Origin of the sequence: Collinsella sp. LCP19S3_A6 (assembly GCF_052122015.1) — a bacterium.
Taxonomy (GTDB): Bacteria; Actinomycetota; Coriobacteriia; order Coriobacteriales; family Coriobacteriaceae; genus Collinsella.
The window spans coordinates 179,633-193,955 of sequence record NZ_JBQKDD010000003.1 but is presented as its reverse complement, the minus strand read 5'-3'; the positions used below and the strand labels follow the sequence as shown (position 1 = coordinate 193,955).

At 59.8% G+C, this 14,323-nt stretch carries 9 protein-coding genes; 3 read left to right on the top strand and 6 right to left on the bottom strand.

What is annotated here, in order from left to right:
• The first annotated feature begins 30 nt into the window (after positions 1-30).
• The gene (gene nagB, locus ACTQVX_RS03160) at positions 31-759 is read left to right on the top strand and encodes a glucosamine-6-phosphate deaminase (RefSeq protein WP_427719421.1); all 729 of its coding nucleotides are present in this window, start codon (positions 31-33) and stop codon (positions 757-759) included.
• Between the two features lie 698 nt (positions 760-1,457).
• Positions 1,458-4,295: an AfsR/SARP family transcriptional regulator gene (locus ACTQVX_RS03155; RefSeq protein WP_441560158.1), complete on the top strand. Its 2,838-nt coding sequence runs from the start codon at positions 1,458-1,460 to the stop codon at positions 4,293-4,295.
• A gap of 61 nt (positions 4,296-4,356) precedes the next feature.
• Here the strand turns inward: ACTQVX_RS03155 and ACTQVX_RS03150 are convergent, their stop codons facing one another.
• The 6 genes from ACTQVX_RS03150 to ACTQVX_RS03125 form a co-directional block, all read right to left on the bottom strand.
• Positions 4,357-4,656, bottom strand: a complete 300-nt coding sequence (locus ACTQVX_RS03150) for a YhbY family RNA-binding protein (protein WP_427795027.1) — start codon at positions 4,654-4,656, stop codon at positions 4,357-4,359.
• A 157-nt stretch (positions 4,657-4,813) separates the two neighbouring features.
• Entirely contained in the window at positions 4,814-5,497 is a 684-nt protein-coding gene (locus ACTQVX_RS03145; RefSeq protein ID WP_441560205.1) for a hypothetical protein, read from the bottom strand.
• Between the two features lie 523 nt (positions 5,498-6,020).
• Positions 6,021-7,385: a PFL family protein gene (locus ACTQVX_RS03140; protein ID WP_427719427.1), complete on the bottom strand. Its 1,365-nt coding sequence runs from the start codon at positions 7,383-7,385 to the stop codon at positions 6,021-6,023.
• 108 nt (positions 7,386-7,493) lie between these two features.
• Positions 7,494-10,043 (bottom strand): homocysteine S-methyltransferase family protein, encoded by a 2,550-nt coding sequence (locus ACTQVX_RS03135; protein WP_441560156.1) that lies wholly within the window; start codon positions 10,041-10,043, stop codon positions 7,494-7,496.
• 9 nt (positions 10,044-10,052) lie between these two features.
• Positions 10,053-10,841, bottom strand: a complete 789-nt coding sequence (locus tag ACTQVX_RS03130; RefSeq protein ID WP_441055160.1) for a hypothetical protein — start codon at positions 10,839-10,841, stop codon at positions 10,053-10,055.
• Entirely contained in the window at positions 10,841-11,713 is an 873-nt protein-coding gene (locus ACTQVX_RS03125; protein ID WP_441560154.1) for a methylenetetrahydrofolate reductase, read from the bottom strand. The genes ACTQVX_RS03130 and ACTQVX_RS03125 overlap by 1 nt, the downstream gene beginning before the upstream one ends.
• 495 nt (positions 11,714-12,208) lie before the next feature.
• On the opposite strand from ACTQVX_RS03125, the gene ACTQVX_RS03120 reads away from it, so the two are divergent.
• Positions 12,209-14,296 (top strand): glutamine synthetase III family protein, encoded by a 2,088-nt coding sequence (locus tag ACTQVX_RS03120; RefSeq protein ID WP_441032435.1) that lies wholly within the window; start codon positions 12,209-12,211, stop codon positions 14,294-14,296.
• Positions 14,297-14,323: the final 27 nt, after the last annotated feature.

The following is a 14,323-nucleotide window of genomic DNA, read 5'->3' as shown; positions in this document are numbered from 1 at the left end:
TTGCCTCTCTTCTACGAGAAAGGATGCGTAATGAAGATCATTAAAGCTAAAGACTACGAGGATATGAGCCGCAAGGCTGCCAATATCATCTCGGCGCAGGTTATCCTTAAGCCCGATTGCGTACTCGGTCTTGCTACCGGCTCCACTCCTATTGGCGCCTACAAGCAGCTCGCCGATTGGTACAAGAAGGGCGATATTGACTTCTCCGAGGTCAGCACCTATAACCTGGACGAGTATCGTGGCCTTTCGCACGATGATCCCCAGAGCTATCACTACTTCATGCGCGAGAACTTCTTCGATCACATCAACATCGATCTGAATAACACGCACGTGCCCGATGGCTCCAACCCCGATGCCGCCGCTGCCTGCTCCGAGTACGACAAGATCGTCGCTGCCGCCGGTTACCCGGATCTGCAGCTGCTCGGCATTGGTAATAACGGTCATATTGGCTTCAACGAGCCCGATGACCACTTCTCCAAGGGTACGCACTGCGTCGACCTCACCGAGAGCACCATTCAGGCCAACAGCCGCCTGTTCGATAGCATCGACGACGTTCCCCGCCAGGCTTACACCATGGGTACCCAGACCATCATGTATGCCCGCATGATCCTGGTCGTCGCCAACGGCGAGGCCAAGGCTCAGGCTGTTCACGATATGTGCTATGGCCCGGTTACGCCCGAGTGCCCGGCTTCGATCCTGCAGCTGCACACCAACTGCGTCGTCGTTGCCGACGAGGCTGCCCTTTCGCTCTGCGAGTAGTACAATCCGAGCGATTTGTTATTACTTTGTTACAGGCTCCCGTTCTGCGGGGGCCTTTTTTATTATGCATATGCGGGATGGCGGCTAGCTTATAGACTCATGGGCCCCTATGCTGCGTCCGTCCGCAATATCTGCCAGCGGAATCAGAATGAGCGCGGGCTTTATGGTGTGCATAACATTAGCTTGCCAAAAGCTTGACGGTGGTGCCGCGTATAGTGTGATGCATTCTCTAGCATATTCTATTCAAAAATGCTACTAATGAGTCGCAAACGGTAGCAGCGCGTAGGCGAGTTGCGCAACAAAATATTACAAGCCCCATTGCGTTACACTGCCAAATGAGTGGGACATGCTGGCAAGCGCATTGACCTGCGCAAAGACCGGGTGGTTGGGGGAAAAGTTTCAATCGGCGCTCGCTGAACAAAAACTTGCCAAATGCGAACCGAAAGACAACCTAAAACTCTGCGTCGTTCGATTTACGGGATGGCTTGGGCTGTCTTGCGATTACGGTGTCCATGTGGCCGAGGTAAGGAGCGAGCATGATGAACGGGCTGAACGATACGGACGATCTCGAATTGGCGCCATTGGGCATAGGTTATATGGTCCGACGTGATCGCCTGATGAGCGAGTTGATTGTCAAGGGCCGCAAGGCGGGTATTGTGTTGCTCTATGCACCAGATGGGTTTGGGAAAACATCGATATTGCTTCAGTACACTCAGGAAGTCAAAAGCGACCCGACGCGCGGTCTGGTACGAATCATCGAGGCTGACCGCGCGATTGCCCGCGAGGTGTTTATACAGCTCGAAGTGGTCACAGATGAACTTGAGGACAAACCGCGATCGTTGATTGCGATCGATAACGTCCCCAACCTCGATCAGCAAGATACCGAGGAGCTTATCGATCGAATTCGAGGCCTGCGCACTATGGGGATCGGGGTCTTTGTCACCTGCCGTCCCTCAAATCGCCAGTTGATTCGCGGGCTGGGTGACTCGGTCAAGATCAATGCGCAGATGCTCAAGGTGCATGCCTATGAGTATTCGGCTTGGGCATCGGCGTTCTCGATTAGCACGTCGCTCGATTTTTACCAGCTCACACAGGGTGTTCCCGAGTTGGTTTCGGCTATGCAGACGGGGCTGTACGGAGAGGGCGACGTTGCCAGCTTGCTCGAAAACGAGATTGTCAACGTATACGGTGCGGCACTTGCCGATATGGCATCAATCGATAACGGCGCCCTATTTAACGTGGCGTGCGTGATGGCCCTGATGGGCGAGGGCAAGATTGCGGAACTTGAGGCATGCGGTGTCAGGCTTTCCATGATCGATCAGTCCTATCTTGTTCGTGATTATCCGATTTTTGGTGTCGATCCGGTCGACCGAAGCTTTACGTGTATGGGCACCGAGGATAACGCGCGCCTGAGATTACGAAAAATGGTTGCGGAAATTCGTCCAGAGCTCGTTATGCGCGCGGCACGCATTCTGCTCAAGGCGGGCCGATGCGATGCTGCGATGGATTTGGCAGATGCCTTTTTGGATCGCGATGCCGTCCTTGAGCTTGCTGGACAGTATGGTGTCGATTTGGCTCTGACTGGGCATGGAGGGGATGTCTGTCGCGCGGTACTGAGGACGACGGATGCCGACAATCCCGCGTTGGAGCCGACGCCCACCGAGGCACTTGGTGTCTATTTGGCGGCGGTAAGCGTTTCGAATACTAAACTGGCCCGGTATATGGCCTCGATTGTCGAACATGCGAGCGCACAGTCGGTCCGCGAGATTGATTTGGTTTCTTGGAAAGTCGCCCAGGTGCTTACGGTCGTCTGTTATGGAGATTGCGAGCTTGGGCTTCCAGCCAATCCTGCTCTTCCAAAAAATGAGGCATCTTGTGCTGCGCTCGATATGCTGTCGGCGCATATCGAGGTTAAGAGCCGGCTGACCGAACAGGCGAAAGACGGCGCAGCACTTTCGGGACTCAAGGCGAACAAGGTATATGATTGCGAACTCGATATTGCAGAGATTCTCATACGGGCAGATCGGATGTTGGTGGAGCTCTTCGATGGGTCCTTTATGGGAATCGATGAGCGTGACGACGAGATGTCTCGAACACGGGAGGCACTCGATGCTCGTGGGCTTAAGGCACCGGCTGTCTGGGTGCGTATGGTGCTGGCGGCACGGCGTCTGCTTGCAGGCCTGCCAATGACTGACGATACGGCGTTTAATGAGTTCGATCGCTTTGCCGTGCGCGTGCGTGACAATCAAATCCAGCTGTTTGGCCTGCTACTTGAAGGCTGGCAGGCGCTCGCCGAGGGGCGCCCGGTCAACGCGAAGTTCCGCGCGGTCCAGGTACTCAAGCTTGCTGACGAGTCGATCGCATACATGCGCGACAACGCGTTGCTGTTGGAGCGTGCATCAAGCCTTCGCAATACGTCGATGGTGTCGGTACGAGAAGAGGCAGAGCTGCTCGACCTAAGTCGGACACAAGTCGGCGGCGCGGAGGCTTGGGTCGTAGCGCTGCATTTGGCGTCTGCGGGCCGTGACAGCGATCTTGCCGCCTGGATGTCTATGAATCGTTCTGGGATTCTGGAGCCAGCGTATCGGCTGTTTGCACGCCTTGCGATGCATTGCTTGGGCGAGCCTGCTGCCAAGATTCGAAAGAAGCTCCCGGTGCGTGAGCTATCGCGATATTCGCTGCGCGACGATTTGGAGGGAGAGAGCGAGCGGCTGTTCCAGGTCGGCGAGGTCGAACCCGTCGACGCTATCGATCATATCGAGATTCGCATGTTTGGCGCGTTTCGTGCCGAGCGCGACGGATTCCCCATCACAGACAAGATGTGGCGTCGTAAGAAAGCGGCAACGCTTGCCGAGCGGCTTGCGTTGGGTATCGATTCGTTTGTCGATCGCGAGACCTTGGCTATGGAACTGTGGCCACATGCCGAGTACAGTAGCGCCCGTAACAACTTGTATTCGACTGTGTCACGCTTACGATCCGCTTTGGGACCCACGCCAGATGGCAAGTCGTGCGTCCTGATTCAAAACGACTGCCTTGGCCTCAACAGGGATTACGTTAAGACCGATGTGAAGCTATTTGAGCAGATAAGCCGCGAGATTTTGGGTAATCGCACAAGAGTGCGTGGGCCTCACCTGGTCGAGCTGTGTCTTAAGATCGAACAGCTCTATACCGGACCGCTGTATATCCCCAACGGTTGCAATCCGACGTACTTTTTGCGCATGCGCCGCATCATGCAGTCGAAGTTTATCGACTGCATGATTGTGGGAGCAAGCGCTGCCTTGGAAGAAAACGACCTGCAGTCGGCAATCTGGCTGGTAGAAGCGGGGCTACGTCAGGAGACCGCACGCGAGGACATGGTGCGATGCGCCATGCGCGTGTACGGAGCGGCGGGGAGACGCCGCGATATCGTCGAGCTCTATAGCGGGCATATCCATCATCTTAAGGAACAGGTCGCAGGCGTTCCCGAGCCCGAGACCAAGCGTCTCTACGAGCGTCTGGTCGAAAGCAGGGTCAACCGACCGTTCATTGAACGATAAAAAACGGGCGCCCGCATCATTCGGACGCCCGCAGGCTTGCTCTGTGTGAACCGATCGGCCCTTAGACAAGCTTGATCTTCTCGATATCCTTGCGCGAGGACTCTCGATACAGCGAGAACTTGCGGCCGATAACCTGAACGACGTCGGCGTGGCAGCGCTCGGCGAGTTCCTCGGCGGCCTCGCGGGCAGAAAGGCTGGAGCCGTCCAGCACGGAGCACTTAACGAGCTCGTGCTTTTCCAGGTAGGCGGCCGTCTGCTCGACGGTACCCTCGTTGACATCGGACTTACCGATGATGATGGCGGGGTTGAGGTGATGGGCCATGCTGCGAAGCTGCTTGACCTGGGCTCCTGTCAGTGCCATGGGATCTCGCTTTCTATGTATGGGGCGCCCCGCGATGGGGCCTTAATCTACGTGAGCTGTCCCACGATAGCGCAGGAACGGCGCGGTGTGGAGCGCGTTTGCCAGTTCGCAAAGAATGCGGATGCCGGGCGGGTAGACGATGCATACTTTAGATGGGCTACGGTCGGGGCGCAGAGACCGGCTCCCAGGCAATGAACGCCCATCGGACCTTGCGGATGTGGTCGAGCATGTAAGGTCCCTGCGGCACGCCCTTGGATCCCGGCTCGCCGGCATGGGGGTTCTCGATCATATGTTGGGCGATATAGTCGCGCAGACGATCGATCTTATCCTCGTTGCCATGCTCGAGCATACGGGAGAGGTCTGCCACGGCGGCCTCGAGGCTATCGAAGGTGTCACGACGGGGCGATTCAAAATACGTGACCTGCGGTAGTGCACCCATCTGAATAAGGATGTTAAAGGCGTACACAAAACCATTGCTACGGGTAACCGAGGCGCCGATGGCATTCATCACGTGCAGGTCATAGCGTGGGCTGGAGTTGGCGACCATCGTGACAGCACAACGCCGCCGAGCCGTACGGTCGAGCTTGGCAAGCGCGCCTTTTAGGTCGTTCGTAGTAACCGAGCGACTCGCAAAGGCAACATCTACCGCTTTCGCGACCGGTCCAACCAAATCCCAGTCATCATCCCAAGCAAGCTCAAGCGGTGTAATGCGATCCTCGAGCCCATAATACTCAATGCCAGCATCAAGCGTGCCCAACATAGCAGGGGAAAAATCAGCAGCAATCACGGGATGTCCAGCCTGAGCAAGCGGAATAGCAATCGACCCGGCCCCACACCCCATATCGAGCAACGACTCGCCGGGCTCAAGCGCCAGCAGCTTTATAAAATCTCGGGCGTAGGGGGCAGTCTCCAGTGGACGAAAATGCCGGGCCCTTTTATCCCACTCAAAAGAATCATCAGCCCGCCGCCGAGCAGCCTGCAAGCGCATCCATTCGCCATTCCAATCCGCAGAAAGAAGCTCAGATTGAATTAGACCATCAGCCACGGGCCATCCCCCTTACAACAAAAAAGCGGCCCCTCCCAAAAGAAGAGCCGCAACAAGCATATATCAGAAAAAGAACCGTTCCAACGCCAAGCCGCCGCACCAGCCAAGTGGTGCAGGAGCGAAGCAACTGCAACCGGGATAGAACCCAACTGAGGTCCCGTTGTGCGGGAGCCCCGGTGAGGGCAAATATATAAGGTCGATCGCGAGGTCCGCACGAGCCGGAGAGCACTTAATGTGCTCTCCGTGCGAGTCAGGACTGTCCGAGCAGGCGACCTTATATATTTGCCCTCACCGGGGCTCCTCGCCCTGTAACTCCCTGCTAGTTCTTGAGCGAGTTCAGCGGTGCCGGGAAGCGTCCACCGCGGTGGGCAAGCACGGTGCCGGCGTTGGGGTTCACCGGCATGATGGGCGCACGGCCAAACAGGCCGCCATACTCGACGCAGTCGCCCACGCCCTTGCCGATGGCGGGGATCACGCGCACGGCCGTGGTCTTATTGTTGATGACGCCGATGGCCATCTCGTCGGCGATAATGCCGGCGATAGTCTCGACCGGGGTGTCGCCGGGAATGGCGATCATGTCCAGGCCAACGGAGCACACACAGGTCATGGCCTCGAGCTTCTCGAGCGAAAGCGCGCCGGCCTCGACGGCGGCGATCATGCCGGCGTCCTCGGACACGGGGATAAAGGCGCCCGAGAGGCCGCCCACGCTGGAGCTGGCCATGACGCCGCCTTTCTTGACGGCATCGTTGAGCATGGCGAGCGCGCAGGTCGTGCCGGGGCCACCGCAGGTGCCCACGCCGATGATCTCGAGGATGCGCGCGACGGAGTCGCCGACGGCAGGCGTAGGCGCTAGCGACAGGTCGACAATGCCCTTCTCGACACCTAGGCGACGGGCAGCCTCGCGACTCATGAGCTCGCCGGCACGGGTGATCTTAAAGGCGGTCTGCTTAATCTTTTCGGCGACTTCCATCATCGATGCGGAATCGGGCAGCTTCTCCAGGGCTGCGGCCATAACGCCGGGGCCCGAGACGCCTACGTTGATGACGGCGTCGGCCTCGCCACCGCCGTGAACGGCACCCGCCATAAACGGGGAGTCCTCGACCATGTTGGCAAAGCAGACAAACTTGGAAGCACCGACGGAATCCTCATCTGCCGTAAGCTTGGCGGCATCGATGATGGTCTGAGCCGCCATGAGCACGGCGTCCATGTTGATGCCGGCGCGCAGGCTGGCGACGTTGACGCTGGAGCAGACGCGGCTGGTGGTAGCGAGCGCCTGGGGGATGGACTGGATGACGCGGCGGTCGGCGTCGCCGATGCCCTTCTGGACGAGTGCGGAGAAGCCGCCCAGGTAATCGATGCCGAGCGTCTCGGCCGCGCGGTCGAGGGCATGCGCGATGGGGGTGAGGTCCTCATCCTTGCAGCATGCGGCGATCTGCGCCACCGGGGTGACGGAAACGCGCTTGTTGACAATGGGGATACCGTACTCGCGCTCGAGGTTCTCGGCGGTCTCGACCAGATGCTCAGCCGTGTGCGTCACGTGGTCGTAGATCTTCGTGCACATGCGGTCGAGGTTCTCGTCGCCGCAACCCATGAGCGAAACACCCATGGTGATGGTCCTGATGTCGAGGTTCTGCTCCTCAACCATGCCGCGGGTTTCCGCGATTTCTGCGGGCGTGATCGCCATCCTTGCACTCCTATCTGCCAAAACGAGCATAGCCTTGTCTATTCTAACGTGCCGCACGTGCCAAGTGGCGCATGCGGCACGTTTTGGTGCTCGGTTGTTTCCGTTGTGTTACTGCCCAAAGACCTCTTCGGCGATACGAGCGCTTTCGGCGGCGTCCTTGGCGTAGTAGTCCGCGCCGATCTGCTTGGCGTATTCGGGGGTGAGTACGGCGCCGCCTACGATGATCTTGACGCCCGGCACCTCGGCATGAAGCAACTTGATGGTCTCCTCCATAGCGACGACCGTGGTGGTCATAAGCGCCGAGAGGCCGACGAGCTTGATGTCGCGCTCCCGTACGGTCTTGAGCACCTCCTGCGGGTCGACGTCGCGGCCTAGGTCAAAGACGGTATAGCCGTAGTTATCGAGCAGCATCTTGACGATGTTCTTACCGATGTCGTGGATGTCGCCTTTGACGGTGGCCACGCAGATTTTGCCCTTGTCGGCAATCTCGCCGGCGGGCATCAGGCGCTTGATGGTGTCAAAACCCACGCGCGCGGCCTCGGCCGAGGCCATGAGCTGCGGCAAGAAGAACTTTCCCTGGTCAAAGAGAACGCCAACCTCGTCGAGGGCGGGGATAAAGTGGTTGTTGATGAGGTCCATGGCGTCGTGGTCTGCCAGCAGACGCTCGGTCTCGGCCGCAATCTCGCCTTTGCGGCCCGAGACGACCATGCGACGAATCGGGTCGTCGTTGCCGGCGGTGCCAGCGGCGGGCACAGTGTCGGTCGATACTGTCTGAGCCGCCGCCGGGTTCGCGGCGATCTTGTACGGATCGGTCCAGCCGGCGTAGCGCTCGATGTATCCGGTTGAGCCCTCGTCCTCAACGCTCAAGACGCGATAGCTGTAGACGGTATCCATAAAGCGCTTGGAGCCCGGGTTCATGATGGGGGCGTCCAGACCCGCGCCAAAAGCGGCAGCCAAAAAGACCGAGCCCAGCAGCGGGCGGGCGGGCAGACCAAAGCTGATGTTCGACACGCCGAGCGCGCATTTGACGCCCAGACGCTCCTTACACAGGGACATGGCGCGCAGAATCTGCTCGGCTTGGCGTTGATTGGTCGAGGCGGTCATGACCAGACAGTCGATGAGGATGCGGTCCGGTCCGATGCCGTAGCGGGCGGCCTCGGCCACGATGCGCTCGGCGATGGCGAAGCGAGCCTCGGCGGTATCGGGAATGCCGCCTTCGTCGAGCGTGAGGCCGACGACGTTGGTGCCGTAATGGGCGACCAGCGGAAAGATCTCATCCATGATCTGCTGCTTGCCATTGACCGAGTTGATGATGGGCTTGCCGGCGTAGCGGCGCACGGCGGCCTCGACGGCTGCGGGGTCGGTGGAGTCGATTTGCAACGGCAGCAGCGTGGAACCCTGGAGCTGCTCGGTGACCTGTTGGATGATCTTGACCTCGTCGATCTCGGGCAGGCCCACGTTGACGTCCAGGATGTCGGCGCCTTGCTCCTGCTGGCTGATGCCCTGGCTTACGACGTAGTCCAGGTCGCCGTCGCGTAGGGCCTGCTGCAGGCGCTTTCTGCCGGTGGGATTGATGCGCTCGCCGATGACGGCGATCTTGTGGCCGTCACAGGGGAGGTCCACCACGGTCTGGGCGCTTGTGACCGACATGCTGGGCTTGCGGTGGCGCGGACTGGGCGTGTGGGTATCGATAAGCGTGCACAGCGCTGCCATGTGCGCCGGCGTGGTTCCGCAGCAACCGCCCACGACGCTCACGCCGTCGGCGATCATGCCGGCGACGGCCTTGGCGTATTCGGGGGCCTGGATGTCAAAGACGGTGTTACCGTCGTCGTCCACGTGGGGGAGTCCCGCGTTGGCCTGCACCATAACGGGCTTGTCGGTAACGGTGAGCATGCGTGCGGCGAGCCCTCGGAGCTCGGCTGGTCCCTGGCTGCAGTTGATGCCCAGGACGTCGGCGCCGATGGCGTCGAGCGTTATAGCGGCAACCTCGGGACTCGTGCCCAGGAAGGTGCGGCCGTCCTCCTCAAAGGTCATGGTGGCAAAGACGGGCAGCTCGGAGTTCTCGCGGCAGGCAAGGACCGCCGCCTTGATCTCGGCAAGATCTGTCATGGTCTCGATAATAAAGAGGTCCACACCCGCGTCGACGCCAGCGCGCACTTCCTCGGCAAAGAGGTCATAGGCCTCGTCGAAGCTGAGGGTACCCAAGGGGCGAAGCAGCGCACCGATGGGGCCGATGTCGCCGGCGACGTAGCGGGCACCGGCCGCGCGGGCGCAGGCGACAGCGGCGGCAAAGACATCTGCCACGGTGGCGGCACCGTCGAGCTTGTGGGCGTTGGCGCCAAAGGTGTTGGCGGTGATCACATCGCAGCCGGCCTCGACATACTGACGCTGAATATCGGTAATGACCTGGGGCTCCTCAAAGTTGAGCAGCTCGGGCAGGGCGCCGGCCTTCATGCCGGCCGCCTGCAGCATGGTGCCCATGCCGCCGTCGAACAGCAGGTGCCCCGTGCCCTCGATGGCGGCGCGCAGGCGATCGTCCTTAATGTAAAGGTCGTCGATCGTGCGCGTCTTGTACGTGGCGCCCTTGCGGCGGGCAGCATCAACGGGCGCCGCCAGCGCGGTGCCGTCCAGATCATGAGTGATAAGCGGAGTAAACATCGGGGGCTCCTAATGGCTGGAATAGCAGGTGGTGTGGGCGGCGCGGAAGCGGCAGTGCTCGCGCATGCGGCAGATATTGCAGGTGGGGCGACTCTGGGCGTCGTGGACCTCGCCGTCAAACAGACCGATCACCGCGGTCACGCTCTTGGTGGGCATGAGCAGGCTGGTAGGTGTGACGGTAAGCCCGATGAGCCGCGTGGCGTTGAGTGCAGCCACGATTGAACGCTGAGCCGTAAGCGGGCAGTCGCCGTAGCCGGGACTGAAGCGCCAGTTACCGGCGAGTCCGTGTGCGGCGGCCGCAGCCTTGACCTGCTGGTCCATCTGCTCGACGGCAGCTTCCACATAGGCGGAGCACGCGGCATCGAGCACGGCTCCCTCTAGGGGCTGCTGGGCTCCCGTGGTGCGCAGACGACGCTCGGCGTCCATGCCGAGGGTGCATGCCATGAGCGCGGCAAAGCGGGCGTCTTTGAGATGTCGATAGATATCGCGACCGCGCAGCTCAACGTTGGTTCCAACCAGACGGATGCTGGGCTCTCCCTGCTCGTCCACGCCCATGGCGTCGACGGCAAATACGCGGCGCACGCCACGGGGCTCAATGTCCAGTTCCAAACGTTCAACGACAAGCTCAATACGCTGCGACAGCTCGGGTTCAATCTGCTGGCCGCCGTAACCCAGATACCGCAGCATCTCGGCACGATCGACGCGGGGATGGTGGGCATCATCGATACGGTAGAGCGCCGGCGACGCAAGGTCGGCCGGCACTTCACCAAAAGCTGTATCGATGTGCGGTTTTTCCATTACCCCAGGCGCTCCATAATAGTTGCGGCGATCGCAGGACGATTCATAGTGTACAGGTGCAGGCCGTCGGCGCCGTGCTCCTTAAGGTCGCAAAGCTGGCGGGCGGCATAATCTACACCGGCTGCCTGCAGGCTCTCGGGGTCGTTCTCGTATTTGGCGAGAATCTTGATGACGGGGGAGGGCAGCGACGCGCCGCACATAAAGACCATGCGGCTGATCTGCGACTTGCCCATAAACGGCATGATGCCTGCGGTAATGGGCACAGTGATACCGGCCTTGTCGGCAAGCTCGCGAAAACGGTAGAAGCACTCGTTATCAAAAAAGAGCTGCGTCACAAAGAAGCTCGCGCCGGCGTCCTGCTTTTGCTTGAGATATTCGACCGAGAGGTTGAGATTCTCACAGGCAATGTGGCCTTCGGGGTAGGCTGCGGCGCCCACGCAAAAGCCGGCGTCGACGAGCTCGGGGATGAGATCGCGGGCGTAGGCGTAGTCCGAGGCGGGCTTGTCATTCTCGCTCGCGCCGGCGGGAAGATCGCCACGCAGGGCCAGCACATTTTCTACGCCGGCGGAGCGGTATTCGTCGATCTTGGCGGCGATATCGGCATGCGTGCGGCCAACGCAGGTGAGGTGCGCCACCGAGGGCGTATCGAATTCGCCCGTAATCATATGCGCGATGGGGGCGGTGGCGGAGCCGTTGCCCGAGCCGCCGGCCGAGCAGGTGACCGAGACAAAGCTCGGCGAAAGCTTGCACAGATTGCCAGCCACCTCGCGAGCCGTGTCGAGGGTAAGCTCGCCCTTGGGCGGGAACATCTCAAACGAAACGGGCGTGGTGCCCTGGGATGCTGCCTGCTTAAAAACCTCGTCGACGCGCATGTCGTGCTCCTTTAGATACATTAGCGTGATGTGTTGTAAGGATTCTACAGCACCGCTGCGCTACGGTGGAGTTTTACTCGCTATTTGGAAATATCAATCGAAGATGTTTCGCTATCGGCATTCCCTATAACAGCGTAGCTAATTTGGAGCTTTTTTACCCCATCAACCAGGTACGCAGGGTAGTCTTTTTGGGACGGGGCTTTTTTAGCTACCCAATCTGGCGCCTCCAAAGCTTGAGACCATATTTAAATAGGGCAGCTAAAAAAGCCCCGTCCCAAAAAGACTACCCGTAAACCATGCGGAGAGGTCTGCAATTTATACAGTTGATTGGCTGTTGAGGGTGGCAACATTGCCGCGATGCGGTAACCTTATTGATTAGTTTCGCGACGGCAACATAACGGTAATGTCGCGGAAACACGGCGAGTCTAAGCTATGACTCGTTCGTTAGTAATCAACACCGCTTCTCACGCGGTGCCGATACGAAGGGAGTTCCGTATGGCCGAACTTACTGACCGCTTCGGGACCATGGTGTTCTCTGAGGAAGTCATGAAGGACTACCTCCCCAAGGACATTTGGAAACGCCTTGCTGCAACCCTCGAGGACGGTGAGCCGCTCGACCTGGATGTGGCCAACGCCGTTGCCCATGCCATGAAGGTTTGGGCCATCTCCAAGGGCGCGACGCACTACGCGCACTGGTTCCAGCCGCTTTCGGGCATTACTTCCGAGAAGCACGACAGCTTCCTCGAACCCAACCACGACGGCACCGCTATTACCAAGTTTACGGGAAAGAACCTCATCCAGGGCGAGCCGGACGCCTCCAGCTTCCCCAACGGCGGCCTGCGTGCCACCTTCGAGGCCCGCGGCTATACCGCTTGGGATCCCACCAGCCCCGCCTTTATCAAGGACGATGTCCTGTGCATCCCCACGGCTTTCTGCTCCTACACGGGCGAGGCCCTGGACAAGAAGACCCCGCTGCTGCGCTCCATGACCGCGCTCTCGCGTGAGGCCAAGCGCGTTTTGGCGCTGTTTGGTAAGACCCCCAAGAAGGTCGTTCCTTCCGTGGGCGATGAGCAGGAGTACTTCCTGATCAAGAAGGACGCTTACCGCAAGCGCAGGGACCTGGTCATCACCGGCCGCACCCTCTTTGGTGCTGCTCCCTGCAAGGGCCAGGAGCTCGAGGAGCACTACTTTGGCGCTATCCGCCCCACCGTCTCGGCCTATATGAAGGACCTGGACGATGAGCTGTGGGCGCTTGGCATTCCCGCCAAGACCAAACACAACGAGGTCGCTCCCTGCCAGCATGAGCTCGCCCCCGTCTATGGCGAGGTCAACGAGGCCATCGACCAGAATCTGGTCATGATGGAGAAGATGAAGCTCATCGCCTCCCGCCACGATTTGGTCTGCCTGCTGCACGAGAAGCCCTTCGAGGGCATCAACGGTTCGGGCAAGCACAATAACTGGTCGCTTGGCACCGAGTCCGAGAATCTGCTCGATCCGGGCGACACCCCGCTCGACAACCTGCAGTTCATCGTCTTCCTCACCGCGGTGATCGAGGCCGTCGATAACTACCAGGAGCTCCTGCGTGCCTCCGTTGCCTCGGCCGGCAACGACCATCGTCTGGGCGCCAACGAGGCTCCTCCGGCGATTATGTCCATCTTCCTGGGCGACCAGCTTACCGAGGTCGTCGAGAAGATCATCGATGGCAAGGCTTCCGTCCATGCCACGCGCGGCGTGCTCGACCTGGGCGCCGATACCCTGCCCAAGCTGATGCAGGACAACACCGACCGCAACCGCACCTCTCCGTTCGCCTTCACCGGCAACAAGTTCGAGTTCCGTGCCTGCGGCTCCGAGCAGAACGTCTCCGACTCCAACCTGGTGCTCGATGCCGCCGTGGCCAAGTCGCTCAAGTCCTTCGCCGATGCACTCGAGGGTACGCCCGAGGATAAGTTCCAGGACGCCGCGCTCGAGTACTGTAAGAAGGTGCTGACCGATCACCAGCGCATCCTGTTCTCCGGCGACGGTTACTCCGACGAGTGGCCCATCGAGGCCGAGAAGCGCGGCCTTGCCAACAACAAGACCACGGCCGACGCTCTTCCCGCTTTTGTTTCCGATAAGGCTATCGCGCTCTTTGAGGAGACGGGCGTTCTGACCAAGGCCGAGGCTCAGTGCCGCTACGACTGCAAGCTCGAGAAGTACAACAAGCTCATGAACATCGAGGCTACCACGATGATTCGCGAGGCACGTCGTACCTATCGTCCGGTCATTACCGCCTATGCCACCAAGGTCGCTAAGGGCCTTGAGACAATTCGTGCCGCCGGTGCTGAGGCCGCCATGCAGTGCGAGCAGAACACGCTCAACAAGCTCTGCAACGGTATCACCGCCATCAACGACTCCATCAAGGCGCTCGATGCCGTGCATCAGAAGGCCGAGGCTCTCGATGGCCAGGAGCAGGCCAATGTGTATGCACACGAGGTCGTTCCCGCTATGGATACGCTGCGTGCCTCCGTGGATGCCATGGAGGAGATCGTGGCCGCCGACTACTGGCCGGTTCCGACCTACGATGACATCCTGTTCTACGTGTAGGGCATAGCCAGCATATCGTCACGGTAT

Bases quoted from the DNA above. Each gene is read 5' to 3' on its own strand.
- ACTQVX_RS03120 (WP_441032435.1), top strand. From the start codon at position 12,209: ATGGCCGAACTTACTGACCGCTTCGGGACCATGGTGTTCTCTGAGGAA.
- ACTQVX_RS03135 (WP_441560156.1), bottom strand. From the start codon at position 10,043: ATGTTTACTCCGCTTATCACTCATGATCTGGACGGCACCGCGCTGGCG.
- ACTQVX_RS03130 (WP_441055160.1), bottom strand. From the start codon at position 10,841: ATGGAAAAACCGCACATCGATACAGCTTTTGGTGAAGTGCCGGCCGAC.
- ACTQVX_RS03150 (WP_427795027.1), bottom strand. From the start codon at position 4,656: ATGGCACTGACAGGAGCCCAGGTCAAGCAGCTTCGCAGCATGGCCCAT.
- ACTQVX_RS03140 (WP_427719427.1), bottom strand. From the start codon at position 7,385: ATGGCGATCACGCCCGCAGAAATCGCGGAAACCCGCGGCATGGTTGAG.
- nagB (WP_427719421.1), top strand. From the start codon at position 31: ATGAAGATCATTAAAGCTAAAGACTACGAGGATATGAGCCGCAAGGCT.
- ACTQVX_RS03145 (WP_441560205.1), bottom strand. From the start codon at position 5,497: ATGGGGTGTGGGGCCGGGTCGATTGCTATTCCGCTTGCTCAGGCTGGA.
- ACTQVX_RS03125 (WP_441560154.1), bottom strand. From the start codon at position 11,713: ATGCGCGTCGACGAGGTTTTTAAGCAGGCAGCATCCCAGGGCACCACG.